The sequence below is a fragment of the Aliiroseovarius sediminilitoris genome (assembly GCF_900109955.1).
Classification (GTDB): Bacteria; Pseudomonadota; Alphaproteobacteria; order Rhodobacterales; family Rhodobacteraceae; genus Aliiroseovarius; species Aliiroseovarius sediminilitoris.
The window spans coordinates 953,661-971,536 of record NZ_FOJB01000001.1 but is presented as its reverse complement, the minus strand read 5'-3'; the positions used below and the strand labels follow the sequence as shown (position 1 = coordinate 971,536).

The 17,876-nt window shown below is 59.6% G+C and carries 17 protein-coding genes; 10 read left to right on the top strand and 7 right to left on the bottom strand.

The genetic code is table 11. The features are described 5' to 3' along the window. Positions 1-9: 9 nt before the first annotated feature. From BMY55_RS04810 to acs, 3 genes are read right to left on the bottom strand one after another with little or no spacing between them, the layout of a single operon-like run. Positions 10-270, bottom strand: coding sequence for a DUF4212 domain-containing protein (locus BMY55_RS04810; RefSeq protein WP_091428788.1), 261 nt, complete (start codon positions 268-270; stop codon positions 10-12). A 60-nt stretch (positions 271-330) separates the two neighbouring features. Then, the gene (locus BMY55_RS04805) at positions 331-1,014 is read right to left on the bottom strand and encodes an adenylate kinase (RefSeq protein WP_091432038.1); all 684 of its coding nucleotides are present in this window, start codon (positions 1,012-1,014) and stop codon (positions 331-333) included. After that, the gene (acs, locus tag BMY55_RS04800) at positions 1,014-2,984 is read right to left on the bottom strand and encodes an acetate--CoA ligase (protein ID WP_091428786.1); all 1,971 of its coding nucleotides are present in this window, start codon (positions 2,982-2,984) and stop codon (positions 1,014-1,016) included. The genes BMY55_RS04805 and acs overlap by 1 nt, the downstream gene beginning before the upstream one ends. A 486-nt stretch (positions 2,985-3,470) precedes the next feature. Here acs and BMY55_RS04795 point away from each other — a divergent pair, with 486 nt between their 5' ends. Beyond that, entirely contained in the window at positions 3,471-4,148 is a 678-nt protein-coding gene (locus tag BMY55_RS04795) for a nitroreductase family protein (protein ID WP_091428779.1), read from the top strand. Between the two features lie 7 nt (positions 4,149-4,155). On the opposite strand, the gene BMY55_RS04790 is transcribed toward BMY55_RS04795, so the two are convergent. The 4 genes from BMY55_RS04790 to BMY55_RS04775 all read right to left on the bottom strand — a co-directional run bounded on the left by BMY55_RS04790 (position 4,156) and on the right by BMY55_RS04775 (position 8,413). Further along, positions 4,156-5,268: a thiolase family protein gene (locus BMY55_RS04790; protein WP_091428777.1), complete on the bottom strand. Its 1,113-nt coding sequence runs from the start codon at positions 5,266-5,268 to the stop codon at positions 4,156-4,158. Then, positions 5,265-6,458: an AMP-binding protein gene (locus BMY55_RS04785; protein WP_143064282.1), complete on the bottom strand. Its 1,194-nt coding sequence runs from the start codon at positions 6,456-6,458 to the stop codon at positions 5,265-5,267. The genes BMY55_RS04790 and BMY55_RS04785 overlap by 4 nt, the downstream gene beginning before the upstream one ends. An 83-nt stretch (positions 6,459-6,541) precedes the next feature. After that, a complete protein-coding gene (locus BMY55_RS04780) occupies positions 6,542-7,603 on the bottom strand; it encodes an ABC transporter ATP-binding protein (protein WP_091428773.1) in 1,062 nt (353 codons plus the stop codon). An 18-nt stretch (positions 7,604-7,621) separates the two neighbouring features. After that, positions 7,622-8,413, bottom strand: coding sequence for an IclR family transcriptional regulator (locus BMY55_RS04775; RefSeq protein WP_177179289.1), 792 nt, complete (start codon positions 8,411-8,413; stop codon positions 7,622-7,624). Between the two features lie 139 nt (positions 8,414-8,552). Between BMY55_RS04775 and BMY55_RS04770 the strand changes: the two genes are divergently transcribed. The 9 genes from BMY55_RS04770 to BMY55_RS04730 all read left to right on the top strand — a co-directional run bounded on the left by BMY55_RS04770 (position 8,553) and on the right by BMY55_RS04730 (position 17,869). Beyond that, positions 8,553-9,806: an ABC transporter substrate-binding protein gene (locus BMY55_RS04770; RefSeq protein ID WP_177179288.1), complete on the top strand. Its 1,254-nt coding sequence runs from the start codon at positions 8,553-8,555 to the stop codon at positions 9,804-9,806. Between the two features lie 126 nt (positions 9,807-9,932). Continuing rightward, a complete protein-coding gene (locus BMY55_RS04765) occupies positions 9,933-10,841 on the top strand; it encodes a carbohydrate ABC transporter permease (RefSeq protein ID WP_091428772.1) in 909 nt (302 codons plus the stop codon). Between the two features lie 5 nt (positions 10,842-10,846). Further along, positions 10,847-11,695, top strand: coding sequence for a carbohydrate ABC transporter permease (locus tag BMY55_RS04760; protein ID WP_091428767.1), 849 nt, complete (start codon positions 10,847-10,849; stop codon positions 11,693-11,695). Continuing rightward, positions 11,692-13,035: an alpha-glucosidase/alpha-galactosidase gene (gene melA / locus BMY55_RS04755; protein ID WP_091428765.1), complete on the top strand. Its 1,344-nt coding sequence runs from the start codon at positions 11,692-11,694 to the stop codon at positions 13,033-13,035. The genes BMY55_RS04760 and melA overlap by 4 nt, the downstream gene beginning before the upstream one ends. Next, positions 13,032-14,747, top strand: a complete 1,716-nt coding sequence (locus BMY55_RS04750; RefSeq protein WP_091432032.1) for an IlvD/Edd family dehydratase — start codon at positions 13,032-13,034, stop codon at positions 14,745-14,747. Before melA ends, BMY55_RS04750 begins: the two co-directional genes overlap by 4 nt. Next, entirely contained in the window at positions 14,747-15,514 is a 768-nt protein-coding gene (locus BMY55_RS04745; RefSeq protein ID WP_091428763.1) for an SDR family NAD(P)-dependent oxidoreductase, read from the top strand. The genes BMY55_RS04750 and BMY55_RS04745 overlap by 1 nt, the downstream gene beginning before the upstream one ends. Beyond that, the gene (locus tag BMY55_RS04740; protein WP_091428761.1) at positions 15,511-16,425 is read left to right on the top strand and encodes a 2-dehydro-3-deoxygalactonokinase; all 915 of its coding nucleotides are present in this window, start codon (positions 15,511-15,513) and stop codon (positions 16,423-16,425) included. The genes BMY55_RS04745 and BMY55_RS04740 overlap by 4 nt, the downstream gene beginning before the upstream one ends. Then, positions 16,422-17,027 carry a 2-dehydro-3-deoxy-6-phosphogalactonate aldolase gene (locus BMY55_RS04735; protein ID WP_091428759.1) on the top strand — a complete coding sequence of 202 codons (606 nt, stop codon included), beginning with the start codon at positions 16,422-16,424 and terminating at the stop codon, positions 17,025-17,027. Before BMY55_RS04740 ends, BMY55_RS04735 begins: the two co-directional genes overlap by 4 nt. Then, positions 17,024-17,869, top strand: coding sequence for an SMP-30/gluconolactonase/LRE family protein (locus BMY55_RS04730; RefSeq protein ID WP_091428757.1), 846 nt, complete (start codon positions 17,024-17,026; stop codon positions 17,867-17,869). The genes BMY55_RS04735 and BMY55_RS04730 overlap by 4 nt, the downstream gene beginning before the upstream one ends. Positions 17,870-17,876: the final 7 nt, after the last annotated feature.

Sequence of the window (17,876 nt, the reverse complement as noted above, 5' to 3'; positions counted from 1 at the left end):
CAGTCTCCCTTACTCTTCGTCGACGCCGTGTTCACGGTCGAGCTTGTTCATGCGCCAGGCATAGTTGAAGATCAGAATGAGGAAGACGATGATCGACCCCTGCTGAGCAAACCAGAAGCCCAAATCGGTTCCGCCGACGGCGATCCCGGACAGCATTGGGCGCAGCAGGATGCCGAACCCGAAGGAAACCAGCGCCCATATCACGAGGCTGATCAAAATGATGCGCACATTGGCAGACCAATATGCTGAGTTGGATGAGTTTTCGGCCATGAAGCCACCTCCCTAACGTTCCACTGACCGGGCGCTTATGCGAACCGGCCTGTCCCTTTCTTATGCAATCGCCTCCTCAACGATCGCATTCAGATTGCCCGAGATCTCGTCGATGCCCAGCATCGCGTTGACCGTTTTCAGGCTGCCCTTGCCCTTGTAATAGGCAATGAGCGGTGCCGTTTGTTCGTGATAAGCCACAAGACGGCTGCCCACGGTTTCGGCGTTATCGTCGGCCCGGCGTTTCATGTCCGTGCCGCCGCATTTGTCACAAACTCCGGTTTGCAGAGGTTGCTTGAATTCGTCGTGATATCCTTCGCCACAAGTGCCACAGGTGTAGCGACCCGAAATACGGTTCACCATGGCAGCGTCGTCAACCTCAAGGCTGACGGCGGCATTGATCTTCTGACCACCTTCGGCCAACAGTGCGTCCAGTGCCTCGGCCTGAATGGTGGTGCGGGGGAAGCCGTCAAGAATCACGCCCTTGGCGCAATCCGCATCGGTCAAACGGTCGCGCAGAATGGCGATGACGATCTCGTCCGATACCAGTTCGCCCGCTTCCATCACGGCTTTCGCGGCTTTCCCGGCCTCGGTCCCGGCCGCAACCGCCGCGCGTAGCAAGTCACCCGTGGACAGTTGCACAAGCCCGAATGTCTCCTCCAACATCCGCGCCTGGGTGCCCTTCCCAGCCCCCGGCGGTCCAAGCAGGATCAGGACGGGTGCCGCGGTTTTCGTTGCCGCGTCCATCATGCTTTGTCCTTGGCCATGCGGTTGTCGATCAGATCATCCACCACCGACGGATCGGCCAGTGTCGATGTGTCGCCCAGCGCGCCAAAATCATCCTCGGCGATCTTGCGCAGAATGCGGCGCATGATCTTGCCTGAACGGGTTTTCGGCAGGCCCGGTGCCCACTGGATGTAATCCGGGCTGGCAATTGGGCCGATCTCCTGACGCACCCAGTTGCGCAACTCGGTCTTCAGATCGTCGGTGTATTCCTCGCCGTCCATCAGGGTGACGTAGCAATAGATACCCTGCCCCTTGATGTCGTGCGGGAAGCCGACCACGGCCGCTTCGGACACTTTGGGATGCGCCACCAGCGCGCTTTCGACCTCGGCGGTGCCCATGCGGTGGCCGGAGACGTTGATCACATCGTCCACGCGACCGGTGATCCAGTAATATCCATCCGCATCGCGGCGGCAACCGTCACCGGTGAAGTAATAGCCTTTGTAGTCGGCGAAATAGGTCGCCACGAAACGCTTGTGATCGCCAAAAATCGTGCGCATCTGGCCGGGCCAGCTGTCTTTCATGCACAACACGCCCTCGGCCTCGGTGCTGGTGATCTCTTCGCCCGTGGTGGGCTCAAGGATCACCGGCTGCACGCCGAAGAACGGCGTCGTGGCCGATCCGGGTTTGGTCGGAGTCGCACCGGGCAGAGGGGTCAACAAATGACCGCCGGTTTCTGTCTGCCACCACGTGTCAACGATGGGACATTTGCCCTTGCCGACAACGTCATTGTACCAATTCCATGCTTCGGGGTTGATCGGCTCGCCCACAGTGCCCAATACCTTGAGGTCGGACAGGTCGTATTTGGTGACGAAATCCTCGCCACGGGCCATCAAGGCGCGGATGGCTGTCGGTGCGGTATAGAACTGGTTCACCTTGTGCTTTTCACACACGGCCCAGAACCGGCCCGCATCAGGATAGGTCGGCACACCTTCGAACATCAGCGTGGTCGCGCCATTGGCCAGCGGGCCATAGACGATATAGCTATGGCCAGTGACCCAGCCCACATCAGCGGTGCACCAATAGATGTCGCCCTCGTGATAATCGAACACATACTCATGGGTCATCGCGGCCCACAGCAGATAGCCGCCGGAACAATGCTGAACGCCCTTCGGCTGACCGGTCGAGCCAGACGTGTAAAGGATGAACAGCGGGTCTTCTGAATTCATCCGCTCGGCAGGGCAATCGGCAGACGCGTCTGCCATCAGCGCGGCATAGGAATGATCGCGCCCGGCAACCATCGGCACATCGCCGCCCGTGCGTTCAACCACCAGAACCGGGGTATTGCCAAGGTCGCCATGATCCAGTGCCGCATCCACGTTGGTTTTCAGGGGCGTATTGCGCCCGCCACGCGGGGCTTCGTCGGCTGTGATAACCAACGACGCCTCGCAACCTGCGACACGCGCCGCCAGTGCTTCAGGCGAGAAACCCGCAAAAACAATCGAGTGGATCGCACCAATCCGCGCGCAGGCCAGCATTGAATAAGCAGCCTCGGGGATCATGGGAAGATAGAGCACAACGCGGTCGCCCTTCTTGACGCCCATCCCCTTCATCACATTGGCCAGCTTCGACACATTTTCGTGGAGTTCGCGATAGGTGATTTTCTTGTCCAGGGTGGGGTCGTCGGATTCCCAGATGATCGCGACCTGATCCCCGCGTGTGTCCAGGTGGCGGTCAATACAGTTTTCCGAGACATTCAACTCGCCGTCCTCGAACCACTTGATCGACACATCCGGATGCTTGAAGGTGGTATTCTTGATCTTGGTGGGGGTCTTGGACCATGTCAGTCGTGTCATCTGATCGGACCAGAACGCTTCCGGGTCGTTCACCGAAGCGGCATACATCTCTTTGTATTTCGCAGCATCAATATGAGCGTTCGCGACAAACTCAGCTGACGGAGCATAAGTTTTATCGGCCGTGTTTTCCGACGACATGCAAGGTCCTCCCAATTATTCCTCCGGATCGCGCTGATCGTGCGATCCACGAAAACCCAAGTGTTAACAGCCCGATTTCCGTTGATGCTGAAAATAGTGGGACAACCCTTCAGCAAACAACAATTTTTTTGTAAACTTGTTTAACTACGCGACCCGACAAGTGTAAATAATTTACTTGAATGGTGAATTTTCTATAGAAACGCTGGTGTTTGCCTGTGAAGAGGTCGCCGCACGATCTGTAAAGCTGACCGCCGGTTTTCGCTAACAATGTTTCGCACGCAGTCATTAATGACCGCAAAACGGGCAGAACCAGCTCAACCTGTAAAGAATCTCCCTGCGCCTCAGTCCAGTTGCAAGGGAATGTTCTATAAGATTCTGCGAGGTTTTCACGTCGGCACGGGCGCGGATTTTGGATCGAAGAGCCACCCACATGGACGCCGCATGCGGGATCATTTACCAATGCCGGACAACAACTCGTGGTGCCCCATGTCCCGTGCATTTGAAAACCTGCTGGATAGCCGCAGATCAACCCGCGCTTTCACCCCCGACCCGGTGCCACGCGGTGCCATTGAACGCATGTGCCGTGCGGCCCGACGCGCGCCCAGCGGGGCCAACCTGCAACCGGGTCGGTTTCATGTGCTGACCGGATCGGCGCTGCGGAAGCTCGTCGCAGCATTGCAAGACGCGCAGAAGAAAAACACGCCACACGCGTCCGAATACACCTATTTCCCGACCCCTTTGCCTGCCGAGTTGAAAGCCCGCCAGCGGGCCGCAGGCTATGCGCTCTATACAGCCCTTGGCATCGAACGACGCGACATCGAGGCGCGGCGCGCGCAGTTTTCCCGCAACTATGCCTTTTTCGATGCCCCCGTCGGCATCGTGGTGACGATCCGGCGCGATATGGGCAAAGGCTGTTTTATGGACCTTGGCATGTCTCTGATGTCGTTTCTGCTGTCTGCCGAGGATCAGGGATTTGGCGCTACCGGAATCGGTGCCCTGGCCAATTATGGCCCGGTTGCGCACAATCATTTGCACCTTCCGGACGACGAAATGGTGGTGTGCGGTATTGCGGTGGGCGTCGCCGATGAAACCGCGCCCGAAAACCAGTTTCGCACCGCGCGCGCCACGCTTGAGGAATTCACGAGTTTTCGCGGCTTCGACTGATCCTGCCCTAAACCGAGCGCAAAACCACCGCCGTGCCCAATCCACCCGCAGCCGCAATCGCGGCCAATCCCGCCCCCCCTTGCGTGGTCAACTGATGATAAAGACGCACCGCAAGGATAGCACCAGACGCCCCCACCGGATGACCGCGCGCCAATGCGCCGCCGTCAGTGTTGACGATCTCACGCGCAAGACCCGCGCCTTGTTGACAGACGATGGCCTGAACCGCGAAGGCTTCCATGATCTCGGCACGTGTCAGGTCGGCTGCTGTCAATCGCGCCTCCTCAAGCGATGCGGCAATGGCGGCGACCGGAGCCAGACCGGGCAAGACCGGGTCGCCGCCGACGGTTGCGCCGGACAGGATTTGCACCGCAGGACGCGCCAACCGTTTGGCCACACGCTCCGACACCACAAGGCAAAACGCCGCCCCGTCTGCCGCTACCGCCATGTTTGCCGCCGTGATGTCGCCAGACACCACAGGCGCACGGGCGCACAGGCGTGGGGTCAACTTTCGGGTGAAGGCATCGCGGGTGGTGCCAAGTAGCGGAATGATCTCTGCCGCTGCACTTTGATCCTGCCAGCGCATCGCCTTCGCGTGGCTGTCCATCGCCCAATCATCCTGTTCGCGCCGTGACACCCCCAGCTTTCGGCCCAACGCGTCCGCCGCGTCAGCCATATCCGGGTCACGATCCGGCCAGGGGGTGAACGGCGCCTGATCATAGGGCTCGGGTGGACGTCGATCCGCGAAAGTCCGCGACCTGAGTGGGCGGCGTGAATAGTTTTCGGCCCCGCCCGCAAGCACGATGTCATGCTGCCCTGACACGACCAGTGCACGCGCGAGCAGGATTGCATCCAGCCCGCCGCAACATTGACGATCTATTGTCAGCCCCGAGACCCGCTCTGGCAACCCAGCGGCCAACCCGGCGCGTCGCGCCGGATTGCCACCTGCACCCAGCGCGTTGGACAGGATCAACTCGCCAACCTCGTCTTCCCCAAGCCCGGCATCAGCAAGCACTGCCTGAACGACCGGGGCGGCCAGATCATGGATGTCAACGGCGGCAAACGCCCCGCCCTGCGGGACGGTTGCGCTGCGTCGGGCGGCGATGATGCAGGCAGTGCTCATGCAAGCTGTTCCAATTGGTGGCCCAGGGCGATCAGGTCGGGTTTTCCGGCGGTCAGCAGGGGCATCCGATCGACGAACAGAATGCGCCGGGGCGTCTTCTGCGCGCCCAGTGTGGCGCGGCAGTGGGTCCGAACACGCGCGGCCAGCGCGTCATCTTGCTGACCTTCAAGAACGCCGATGATGACATGGCCGCGCCGCGCATCACGCACCGCGATGGCTGCACAATGTCCGACGCCGGGCACCGCGCGCATCTGTGCCTCAATCGCTTCGGGAAAGACATTCTGGTCCGACACCGTCACCATCCGGCTTTTTCGCCCCAGAATGGTCAGGTTTCCCGCATCGTCCAACCGACCCATTTCACCGATCGACAAATACCCGTTTTTCCACCTCGTGTCCGGGCTGTCACCATCAACATAGCCGTCAAACAGATACGGGCTTTTCACCCAAATCTCGCCAATGTCGCGCGTGTCGCGGTCCTGTGCATCGCGAACCTGCAGATCAACACCGGGATAAGCGCGCCCGACCGACCCCGACGGCGTTTCCGCATCGCTGATCGTCATGAAACTCGTCTCGGACGCGCCAAAAAACTCGTGCAGGGTGGCAGTGGGAAACATCTGACTGACCTGCGCCCGCGTCTGCGGGTCGAGCGTGCCGCCCCCGCAAAAGATCCAGCGCACTCCGGGAACGGGCTCGGTCGTTGCAGCGGTCAACAGGCGCAACTGGGTCGGCGTGGCATAGAGCACCTGCGCCCCGGCCTGTTTAAGCGCACGCGCCTGCGAGCGGGGCTTTAGACCGGTCAGCACAGAGAGGTCGCAGCCGATATGCAACGCCTCCAGCACGGCATAAAGGGTCAGGGAATGGGTGATCGCGCCCAGCACCGCATAGGGCGCGTTCGGGCCGATACCGAACTGGCGACGCGTTACGTCAAAGCTGGCGACCCACGAGGCGGGGCTGCGCCGAATGGTCTTTGGCGCACCTGTGGACCCTGCACTTTGCACCATCAACCATTGGCCGTCGCCTTGGGCCGTGGTGACCGCACCGGTTTGCGTCATCATCAGGCTTTCGCCACGGCGCAGCAGACCCACCACCATTGCCACCGCCCGCGCTGTTTCAGTGCCGATAGCAGACTGCCCCTCGCCAGGCACCAACACGGTGCTTGAGATATCTTTCCGAAAAAGAGTGCCGGTCACATCGGTTTCCTTGCCACGCGATTTGCACAGCACTATGCGATGGAGCTTTGATGTTCGCCAACCCTTTCGGGCGGGTCACGCCCTTAGCGCAGACGTTTTTCAGTGGTCGCGTCAAAGAACATGGCATCCCCGTCACCGAACCCGACAATCACCTCGCTGGATTCTGGCAGCGTGTCTTCGGTCCGGTTTTCCACAATGATCTTCTCGCCGGTCTTGGCGATCAGGTAATCATATGACACCCCGCCCAACCGTTCGCGCAGGTCCAACACAGCACCGCCATTGCCTGCGCTGATGCTCAGATGCTGCGGGCGGACGCCCACGATGACGCGTGAGCCTTCGGCAGGCAGCATCACTTCCGTGGTCACTTCGCGGTTGTTCAGTGAAGACAGAACAACCTTCCCACCGCGCACCGTGCCATTCAGGAAATTCATGGCAGGCGACCCGATGAAGCCCGCTACGAACTTGTTGTCGGGGTCTTTGTACAGGTCCATGGGACTGCCGACCTGTTCGATCACACCGGCGCGCAAAACGACAATCTTGTCGGCCAGCGTCATCGCTTCCACCTGGTCGTGGGTGACATAAATCATCGTCGCGCCGATTTCCTTGTGAAGCCGGGCGATTTCGACCCGCATGTCGACCCGCAGCTCGGCATCGAGGTTGGACAGCGGTTCGTCAAACAAGAACACCTCGGGTCCGCGCACGATGGCGCGCCCGATGGCGACCCGCTGGCGTTGACCGCCAGACAGGGCCTTGGGCTTGCGGTCCAGATAGTCGTCCAGTTGCAGGATGCGGCTGGCTTCCGCGACTTTTTCTGCAATCACCTGTTTCGGATGACCGTTCATCCGTAAGCCGAACCCCATGTTCTCCGAAACACTCATATGCGGATAGAGAGCATAGGTCTGGAACACCATCGCCACCCCACGTTCCGACGCATCGACCCGCGTCACATCCCGTTCCCCAATCCTGATCTGGCCAGATGTGGTTTCTTCAAGCCCTGCAATCATCCTGAGCAGCGTGGACTTGCCGCATCCAGAAGGCCCAACGAACACACAGAACTCGCCATTGTCGATTTGCAGGTCGATATCGTGGATGACCTGAACATCCCCGTATTTCTTGACGGCGTTAGAGAGCGTCACACCTGACATGCGGACATTCCTTCTTTGTTAGCCCGGAAACTGCCATGCTTCGGCAGCCTCGGCGATTTTTGCGGCGGTGCTCAGAAGCTGCGGGCGCAACTGCGTGAGGTCGTCCATGTTGTAATCTTGTCTGGACGTGGTGATGGACAGCGCCCCAATGACCCGTCCGTTGCTGGACAGAATAGGGGCCGCGATACAGTTGATGCCCACCTCGTGTTCTTCGCGGTCAAAGGCCACCCCGTCTTCACGGATCGTATCCAGTTCGGTCCGCAATGCCTCGGCGGTGGTCAGCGTGTTGTCGGTATGCCGAAAGAATGATTGTCGCTTTATCGCATCTTCGCGCGCCTCGGGTTTCAGAAAGGCGATCATGGCCTTGCCAACCCCGGTGCAATATCCCGGCCCGATCTTCCCGGCCTGTGAAAACATATCAATAGGCGTCGCCGCGTTGCGCTTGTCAACATAGAGCACCTGGCCGCCATCAAGTTGGGCCAAGTGAATGGTCTGACCGATCTCGGCCGACAGATCATCCAGAAACGGGCGGGCGACAGGGGCAAGCGAACTTTGGCTCCAGGCCGCGTGCGCCAGACGAACCAGCCGAATCCCGGGCGCATAGGTCTGTCGTTCTTCATCATAAGACAACATCCCCTGGCTGGTCAGCGTTTGCAGCAGGCGATATAGCGTGGCCTTCGGAAACGGGCTTTCGGCGAGAACGTCATTGAACCGCACAGGGCGCGCCTTTTCGGCGACCATATCAAGCACCTGAAGCGCCTTGCCGACAGTTCCGTCCGCAGCTTGCGTGGACTTGTCCATTGCACCCATCTTCGCCTCCTCCCTTGATTTGTCTCTGCGATGAAACTGTTGACATCTGTAACGGACTCCGCGCATAGTTTCAACTGTTGAAATTAAGTTCCACCATATGGAACCATAAATGACAGCTGAATACCTTGGGAGGAACCTCATGCTGAAATCTCTGAAATTGTCCGCAGCAAGTTTTGCGGTGACAGTCGGCCTGGCTACGACAGCCATGGCTCAAGACCTGTCTGGCACGCTGCGCATTATATCTGACATGTCGAATCCCGCACCGCGGGCGATCATGGAAGGGCTGGCCGCTGACTTCGATGCACTGCATCCTGACCTGACCGTCGAATTGGAAGTCGTGGACCGCGAGGCGTGGAAAAGCCAGATTCGCAACGCTCTGACCGCAAATCCACCTGACGTGATCAACTGGTATGCGGCAAACCGCATGGCCCCCTATGTAAACGCCGGGTTGTTCGAAGACATCTCGGACATGTATGAAAATGGCGACCTGCCGGGTCTGGACAGCGTCAAAGGCGCGATGACGCTGGATGGCAAGCAGTGGGGCGTGCCCTATACCTACTATCAATGGGGCATCTATTACCGCGAAGACATCTTCAACGAGCTGGGTCTGAGCGAGCCGACAACCTTCGACGAAGAAATCGCGAACTGCCAGAAAATCCTTGATTCGGGTCGCAAGTGTTACTCGATCGGATCGAAGTTCCTGTGGACCGCCGGCGGCTGGTTTGACTATCTGAACATGCGCACCAACGGTTTCGACTTCCATATGAAGCTGGCCACCGGTGAAGCAAGCTGGACGTCGGACGAAGTGCGCGCAACCTTTGCCAACTGGCGCAAGCTGATCGACATGGGCGCCTATATCGAAGACCACCAGACCTATAGTTGGCAAGAGGCCCTTCCCTTCGTGGTCAAAGGAGAAGCAACAGCTTACCTGATCGGTAACTTTGCCGTGCCGCACCTGCGCGAAGCGGGTCTGACAGACGATCAGATCGACTTCTATCAGTTCCCGAAGATCGCCGATGTGCCGATGGGCGAGGACGCGCCGACCGACACGTTCCACATCGCTTCGAACGCCACGAATAAGGAAGCGGCCCGCGCGTTCCTGCAATATGTGACCTCGGCTGATGTTCAGACCAAGATCAACGCCGCTGATGGCCTTGGCCAACTGCCAGTCAATGCAAACGCATCGGTCGGCGATGACGAGTTCCTTCAACAGGGTTTTGAAATGCTGTCGAAGAACGCAACCGGTGGTATCGCGCAGTTCTTTGACCGTGACTTCCCCGCCGAAATGGCATCGGTTGGCATGGAAGGTCTTCAGGAGTTCATGGTGTTCCCCGACAATCTTGAGGACATCCTGAATCGCTTGGAAGCTGCACGCAAACGTATCTACAAGTAACCACTCACGTTGGTGCGCCCCGTGTTTTAACACACGCGGGGCGCACACACCCCACCGCATGCAGCCTGCACGATACCGGAAAGCCCCATCAGGTTTTTCCCGTGACGTGTTTAAGGGAGGAACGCGATGTCCACCGCACATGATATGAGCTGGGTCAGGCGCAACCGCATGACGTTGACACCCTTGCTGTTCCTTTTGCCCGGCGTGTTGTTCTTTCTGATCTATGTCATCAGCCCGATCCTTCAAAGCTTCAACATCTCGCTTTACCAATGGGACGGGCTGGGAGAAGCAACCTATATCGGGCTGGGCAACTATCAGGAATTGATGACCGACCGCGCGTTCGAAACATCGCTGTGGAATAACGTGAAATGGCTGGCACTCTACCTTCTGGCAATCCCGGCAGGTCTGTTTATCGCATTGTTCCTGAACCAGACTATTCGCGGTATGCGGCTTTATAAGTCCCTGTTCTTCTTCCCCTTTGTGCTGAGCCAGGTCGTTGTCGGTCTCGTTTTCTCATGGTTTTACCTTCCGCGGGAAGGGTTGTTGAATGCGCTGCTCAGCTTCGTGGGGCTGGACACGATCAACGTGCTCGGCGACCCGACGCTGGCGACCTATGGCATCATCGCCGCCGGTCTTTGGCCGCAAACGGCCTATTGCATGATCCTGTATCTGACCGGGCTGAATGCCGTGGACCCCGAACAGATCGAGGCCGGGCGGCTGGACGGCGCGAAGGGCTGGCGCATGTTGTGGCATATAATCCTGCCGCAGCTGAAACCGGCCACCTTCATCGCGTTCGTCGTCACCATCATCGGCGCCTTGCGGTCCTTCGACCTGATCTCGGTCATGACCAATGGCGGGCCCTTCGGGTCAACCCGCGTCCTCAGCTTCTACATGTTTGAAAAAGCCTTGTCGGAATACGGTTTCCGCATGGGGTATGGCTCGGCCATCGCCGTTGTGCTGTTCCTGATCATGCTCGTCTTCATCGGCTACTTCCTGTGGTCGATGTATCGCGACGAGAAAGCGGCACGGAGGTAAGACAGATGTTTCCAACCCCCATAGATAAACGGTCGCGCGGCGTGCAGATCACCTATCAGACACTGGTGCCGCTGGCCCTGATCATGTGGCTTCTGCCGCTGATCGCGGTGGCCATGTTCTCGATCCGGCCGCTTGCGGATTTTTCCAACGGAAACTACTGGGGCATGCCTTCGTCCTTCGAGTTTTTCACCAATTACGGCAAGGTCTTTCTGGAATCGGACATGCCGCGTTACATGTGGAACTCGATCCTGATCACGGTGCCGACCGTGATCGGCGCGGTGGCCCTGTCCTGCATGACCGGCTTTGCGCTTGGCATCTATCGTTTCCGGGGTAATCTGCTGATCTTCTTCATGTTCATCGCAGGCAACTTCGTGCCATTCCAGATCCTGATGGTGCCGGTGCGCGACCTGACGGTGTCCGCCGGGCTATACGACACCAAACTGGGCCTGGTGCTGTTTCACATCGCGTTCCAGACCGGGTTCTGCACGTTGTTCATGCGCAACTTCATTCGCGCCCTGCCCTATGAGTTGATCGAGGCCGCCCGCGTCGAAGGCGTCGCCGAATGGCGCATCTTCTGGTATGTCGTTCTGCCCCTGATGAAGCCCGCCATCGCCGCGCTGGCCGTGTTGATCTTTACCTTCATTTGGAACGACTATTTCTGGGCCATCGTGCTGACACAGGGGCCAGATGCACAACCCGTGACGGCGGGCATCACATCCTTCAACTCGCAATTCGTGGCGCAGTACCACTTGATGAGCGCGGGCAGCATCGTGGCCGCCCTTCCCCCCGTGGCGATGTTCTTCCTGATGCAACGCCACTTTATCGCAGGTCTAACACTCGGAGCCGTTAAATGACCAAACTCACCTTCATAGGTGCGGGTTCGACAATCTTCATGAAGAACATTGTCGGCGACATGCTGCATTTCGAGGCGTTGAAAAACGCCACGATTGCTTTGATGGATATTGACGCCACGCGTTTGGCGGAAAGCGAACTGGTGGCGAAAAAGATGGTCGCCACGATGGGCACCGACGCCACGGTCGAAACCTATACCGATCAGCGCCGCGCATTGGAGGGCGCCGATTTCGTCGTCACCGCGTTCCAGATCGGCGGCTACGATCCCTGCACGATCACCGATTTCGACCTGCCCAAGCAATACGGGCTGCGCCAGACCATCGCCGACACGCTGGGCATCGGCGGCATCATGCGCGGTTTGCGCACCGTGCCGCATCTTTGGTCTGTCTGCGCGGATATGGAAGCGGTCTGCCCGGATGCACTTCTGATGCAATATGTGAACCCGATGGCGATCAACACCTGGGCCATTGCCGAACGGTTCCCGCGTATCAAACAGGTGGGTCTGTGCCATTCCGTGCAGAACACGGTTCAGGAATTGGCCCATGATCTGGACATGACCGAGGGCGACATCCGCTTCAAGGTCGCAGGCGTCAACCACGTGGCGTTCTTCCTGCGGCTTGAGGATGCTGCCGGCAGCAACCTCTATCCCGCCCTGCGCAATGGCTATCGGTCCGGCACCCTGCCCAAACCCCCGCTTCTGATGCCACGCTGTGGCAACAAGGTGCGCTATGAGGTGATGGAGCATCTGGGCTATTTCTGCACCGAAAGCTCTGAACATCTGGCCGAATACGTGCCATGGTTCATCAAGGACGGGCGCGATGATCTGATTTCAGAATTTGGCATCCCGCTGGATGAATATCCCAAACGCTGTGTCGAACAGCAGGCAGAGTGGAAAGAGCAGGCTGTCGCCCTGAAAACCGCGGCGGGGATCGACGTGCCGAAAAGCCACGAGTTTGCCGCCGAGATGATGAATGCCATCGTCACCGGCCAGCCCTATACGGCCTATGGCAACCTGCCCAACACCGGGCAGATCCCGCAACTTCCGATGGGGGCGGCTGTCGAAACCCCCTGTCTTGTTGACATGAACGGGGTGCAGCCCGGCGTCGTGACCGACATCCCGCCGCAGCTGGTCGCGCTGATGCGCAGCCAGATCAATGTGCAGGAATTGACGGTGCGCGCGCTGCTGGACGAAAACCCCGAACATCTGCACCATGCCGCCATGATGGACCCCCACACCGCCGCCGAACTGGACCTGCGCCAGATCCGGTCACTGGTCAATGATCTGCTGGCCGCACATGGCGACTGGATCCCCGAATGGGCGCGCAAAAGGAAAGCCGCATGACCAAGAAACGCCGCAGTCAGAACTGGTATGGAAAGCTCGACAAGGACGGGTTCATTCATCGCTCGTGGATGAAGAACCAGGGCTTTCCCGATCACGCCTTTGACGGGCGCCCGATCATCGGCATCTGCAATACGTGGTCAGAACTGACCCCCTGCAATTCGGGCCTGCGCGACCTGGCCGAGGCCGTGAAACGCGGCGTGTGGGAGGCGGGTGGCTTCCCGGTTGAATTCCCCGTCATGTCGCTGGGCGAAACCCAGATGAAACCCACAGCGATGCTGTTTCGCAATCTGTTGGCGATGGATGTCGAGGAATCGATCCGCGCCTATGGCATTGACGGTGTTGTTCTTTTGGGTGGCTGCGACAAGACCACGCCGGGGCAGTTGATGGGCGCGGCATCGGTCGATTTGCCCTCGATCGTGGTCAGCTCCGGTCCCATGCTGAACGGCAAGTGGAAGGGCAAGGATATCGGGTCCGGCACAGATGTCTGGAAATTCTCCGAAGCCGTGCGCGCAGGCGACATGACGTTGCAGGATTTCATGGCGGCGGAATCCGGCATGAGCCGGTCCAAGGGCGTGTGCATGACAATGGGCACGGCCTCCACCATGGCGTCGTTGGTCGAGGCGATGGGCATGTCCCTGCCCACCAACGCCGCCCTTCCCGCCGTCGATGCCCGCCGCGCCGCGCTGGCGCATCTGACCGGAAAACGCATCGTTGAAATGGTCGACGAGGGCCTGAAACCCTCGGATATCCTGACGAAAGAGGCGTTTGAAAACGCGATCCTGGCAAACGCCGCAGTGGGGGGGTCGACCAACGCAGTGGTTCACCTTCTGGCGCTGGCTGGGCGCGTAGGCGTTGATCTGTCCCTGTCGGATTTCGAGCTGGGTAGTGACATTCCCCTGTTGGTCAACTGTATGCCTTCCGGCAAATACCTGATGGAAGATTTCTGCTATGCGGGCGGCATGCCGGTGGTGATGCAGGAACTGGCCAAGGCCGGACATCTGCGCGCGGCCAGAACCGTTCTGGGCGGTGACATCAACGCCTATGCGGACGGGGCCGAATGCTACAATGACGACGTGATCAAGCCATTTGCCGATCCGGTAAAGTCGGCGGCGGGGCTGCGCGTGTTGCGCGGCAATCTCGCGCCCAATGGGGCCATCATAAAGCCCTCAGCGGCAACCGATCGCCTGCTGGAACACGAAGGCGAGGCGTTCGTGTTTGAAAATATCGAAGACATGAAAGCAAATATTGACCGCGATGACCTGCCGGTTACGCCTGACACGATCCTTGTGCTGAAAGGTGTGGGTCCGAAAGGTTATCCCGGCATGCCCGAGGTCGGCAACATGCCAATCCCGGCCAAGCTGGTGCGCGAAGGGGTGCGCGACATGATCCGCATTTCGGACGGGCGCATGTCGGGCACGGCCTATGGCACGGTAATCTTGCATGTCTCGCCCGAAAGTCAGGCCGGTGGTCCCCTGGCCCTGGTCAAGACCGGCGACCGTATCCGTGTCAGCGCCTCAAACGGCAAACTTGATCTGTTGGTGGACGAAGCGGAACTTGAAGCACGTTGCGCGGCCTGGACCCCGGACAAACCGCATTACACACGCGGCTATGCCAAGCTCTATATCGACACGGTGCTGCAAGCCGAACACGGCGCCGACCTTGATTTTCTGGTGGGGAAAGACACCCGCCTTGTAACGCGAGAGAGCCACTGATGACACACCCGACGTTTACCGACCTTGGCGGCGCATCCGTCTTCATCACTGGGGGCGGCTCCGGCATCGGGGCGGCACTGACCGAAGGCTTCCTGCGGCAAGGCGCGAAAGTGGCCTTTGTGGGCCGAACGGACGCCTCTGATTTTGTGACACAGATGGAAGCCGATACCGGCAATCGGCCCTTGTTCATCCAATGTGACATCACCGACATTGCCGCTCTGAAAGCCGCGATCGCCGACAGCACCAAGGCGCATGGCCCGATCACCGTGCTGGTCAACAATGCCGCCAATGATCAACGCCATGCCACACTGGACGTGGACGAAGCATTTTGGGATTGGTCGCAGTCAATCAACCTGAAGGCCTATTTCTTTGCCTGTCAGGCGGTCATTCCCGGCATGAAGCAGGCGGGCGGCGGGGCGATCATAAATTTTACATCCATCAGCTACATGATGGGCAACACCGGCTATCCAGCCTATACGACCGCCAATTCCGGCATCAACGGGATGACCCGCAGCCTTGCGCGGGAATTCGGTCCTGACGAGATCCGCGTCAACGCACTCGCTCCCGGCTGGGTGCTGACGCAAAAGCAACTGGAGCTTTGGGCCGACCCGGAAGCGCTTGCCGCCCACTTGGAACGGCAGTGCCTGAAAAAGCATCTGGACCCGGATGATATCGTCACCCCGACCCTGTTTCTGGCCTCTGACGCAAGCCGTATGATCACTGGGCAATCACTGGCCGTTGATGGCGGCGTGGTGGTGTCGGGATGAACGACACCATCAGCAAACCCGACTGGATCGCTGTCGATTGGGGCACCACACACCTGCGCGTCTGGTTGATGGACAACAGGGGTGAGGTTCTGGACCACCGGTGCAGCGACCAGGGCATGGGCGTGCTGGCGCGTGGCACATTCGAACCGACGCTGCGCGCCATGCTGTCGGATGTGCCGGGCGCAAAGGCCTTGCCGGTGATCATCTGCGGCATGGCCGGGTCGCGCCAAGGCTGGGCCGAGGCACCCTATGCCAGTGTGCCCTGCCCGCCACCCGGTGTTGCGCAGGCGACCCGGTTTCAGGTGGACGGGCTGGCGGTGCACATCCTGCCCGGCATCAAGCAAGATACCCCCGCCGACGTGATGCGCGGCGAAGAAACGCAGATCGCCGGGTTTCTGGCCCGCGAGCCGACCTTTGACGGCATCCTGTGCCTGCCGGGATCGCATACCAAATGGGTGCATATCAGCGCCGGCGAGATCGTCAGTTTCCGCACCTATATGACGGGTGAAATGTTTGCGCTGTTGGGCAAGCAATCCGTGCTGCGCCACTCGGTCGACACCACGGAATGGGACCAAACCGCCTTCGACGCCGGCCTTTCCGATACGTTGTCCCGGCCCGCCGACCTTGCCGCGAAGCTGTTTTCACTGCGGGCCGAGGCATTGCTGCACGACCTGTCCGCCCCGGCTGCCCGCGCGCGGCTGTCTGCGCTGTTGATCGGCGCGGAACTGGCATCGGCAAAGCCCTATTGGCTTGGGCAACAGGTGGTCGTCATCGGCACCACGCAATTGGCCAATGCCTATCACGGGGCGCTTGCACAACAGGGCGTCGCGGTGCGATCTGCCGATGTCGGAGACCTGACTCTGGAAGGGCTGACGGCGGCCTTTCACCACCTGACAGGAGGGCCAAAATGAGCCGTGAAATCATCGCCATTTTGCGCGGCATCCAACCGGACGAGGCCGTGGCCATCACCGACGCACTGATCCATGCAGGCATCACCAAGATCGAGGTGCCATTGAACTCTCCCAACCCTTTCGACAGTATCACCCGTATGATCGCTCATGCCGGGGATCGCGCGCTGATCGGGGCGGGCACTGTTCTGACCGTGGAGGCGGTGGACCAACTGGCCAGGCTCGGTGCAGGCATGGTTGTTTCACCCGATGCCAACCCCGACGTGATCAGCGCCACGAAACGGCATGGCATGTTGTCCTATCCCGGTGTCCTGACCCCGACCGAGGCGTTTGCCGCACTGCGCGCAGGCGCTGACGGGCTGAAGTTCTTTCCCGCCTTCAAACTTGGGTTGGACGGGTTCAAGGCGCTGTCCGCCGTGTTACCCCAGGCCACGCGCACATATGCGGTGGGTGGTGTTGGCCCTGCGGATTTTGTCAACTGGATCAGTGCCGGGATCACCGGATTTGGCCTTGGCTCGAATATCTACCAGCCGGGCCATACTGCGGACGAGGTTGCCAAAGCCGCCGACCAGATCGTCGCGGCCTATGACACGGCTACCAAATGACCATTAACGTCTTTTCCAGCACCATTTGCCAACTGGGCGAGGGCGCGTTCTGGCACCCCGAACGCGAACAGTTTTTCTGGTTCGACATTCTGGGAAAACGACTTTTGACCCGCGATAGTGAGGGCGAGCGACACTGGAATTTCGACGATTGCGTTTCAGCCGCTGGCTGGGTGGATCGCGACACGCTGGTTCTGGCGGATGGCTCGGCGCTGTGGCGGTTCGACATCGAAAGCGGTTCGCGCGAGCGGCTGGTCGGGCTGGAAGAAGATATGCCGCATACCCGCTCCAATGACGGGCGCGCCGACCCCTTTGGCGGGTTCTGGATCGGCTCGATGGGCCGAAATGCGGAACCCGGGACTGGGGCGATCTATCGGTATTATCGTGGGGCGCTGCATACGCTGGTGGAGAATATCACGATCACCAACGCCATTTGCTTCTCGCCAGACGGGCGACACGCATACTACACCGACACAATGGACGGACGGATCCTACGTCAGCCGCTGGATGGCGATGGCTGGCCCAAAGGTGCAGCGGATGTGTTTCTGGACCTGTCTGACGAACCCTTCGGCCCCGACGGCGCGGTGGTCGATCAACAGGGACGGTTCTGGAACGCGCAATGGGGCGCGTCCCGGGTCGCCTGCTATGACCCGGATGGCTGCCTGGTTGACACCTATGCGCTGCCCACCCCCCAAGCGTCCTGCCCGGCCTTTGGTGGCCCAGACCTGAGCACGCTATTCGTCACCACCGCCGCCGATGGGCTGACCGAAGATGCCATGGCGGGCAAGACCTTCGCGATCACGACCACGACCAAGGGCCAATCTGAGCATCAGGTCATTCTGTGAGAACCTC

What these genes read in the sequence shown, in the direction of transcription:
- BMY55_RS04780 (WP_091428773.1), bottom strand. Translation starts at nt 7,603, where the DNA reads ATGTCAGGTGTGACGCTCTCTAACGCCGTCAAGAAATACGGGGATGTT.
- BMY55_RS04745 (WP_091428763.1), top strand. Translation starts at nt 14,747, where the DNA reads ATGACACACCCGACGTTTACCGACCTTGGCGGCGCATCCGTCTTCATC.
- BMY55_RS04740 (WP_091428761.1), top strand. Translation starts at nt 15,511, where the DNA reads ATGAACGACACCATCAGCAAACCCGACTGGATCGCTGTCGATTGGGGC.
- BMY55_RS04760 (WP_091428767.1), top strand. Translation starts at nt 10,847, where the DNA reads ATGTTTCCAACCCCCATAGATAAACGGTCGCGCGGCGTGCAGATCACC.
- BMY55_RS04765 (WP_091428772.1), top strand. Translation starts at nt 9,933, where the DNA reads ATGTCCACCGCACATGATATGAGCTGGGTCAGGCGCAACCGCATGACG.
- BMY55_RS04795 (WP_091428779.1), top strand. Translation starts at nt 3,471, where the DNA reads ATGTCCCGTGCATTTGAAAACCTGCTGGATAGCCGCAGATCAACCCGC.
- BMY55_RS04735 (WP_091428759.1), top strand. Translation starts at nt 16,422, where the DNA reads ATGAGCCGTGAAATCATCGCCATTTTGCGCGGCATCCAACCGGACGAG.
- BMY55_RS04750 (WP_091432032.1), top strand. Translation starts at nt 13,032, where the DNA reads ATGACCAAGAAACGCCGCAGTCAGAACTGGTATGGAAAGCTCGACAAG.
- melA (WP_091428765.1), top strand. Translation starts at nt 11,692, where the DNA reads ATGACCAAACTCACCTTCATAGGTGCGGGTTCGACAATCTTCATGAAG.
- BMY55_RS04805 (WP_091432038.1), bottom strand. Translation starts at nt 1,014, where the DNA reads ATGGACGCGGCAACGAAAACCGCGGCACCCGTCCTGATCCTGCTTGGA.
- BMY55_RS04730 (WP_091428757.1), top strand. Translation starts at nt 17,024, where the DNA reads ATGACCATTAACGTCTTTTCCAGCACCATTTGCCAACTGGGCGAGGGC.
- acs (WP_091428786.1), bottom strand. Translation starts at nt 2,984, where the DNA reads ATGTCGTCGGAAAACACGGCCGATAAAACTTATGCTCCGTCAGCTGAG.
- BMY55_RS04790 (WP_091428777.1), bottom strand. Translation starts at nt 5,268, where the DNA reads ATGAGCACTGCCTGCATCATCGCCGCCCGACGCAGCGCAACCGTCCCG.
- BMY55_RS04810 (WP_091428788.1), bottom strand. Translation starts at nt 270, where the DNA reads ATGGCCGAAAACTCATCCAACTCAGCATATTGGTCTGCCAATGTGCGC.
- BMY55_RS04770 (WP_177179288.1), top strand. Translation starts at nt 8,553, where the DNA reads ATGCTGAAATCTCTGAAATTGTCCGCAGCAAGTTTTGCGGTGACAGTC.
- BMY55_RS04775 (WP_177179289.1), bottom strand. Translation starts at nt 8,413, where the DNA reads ATGGGTGCAATGGACAAGTCCACGCAAGCTGCGGACGGAACTGTCGGC.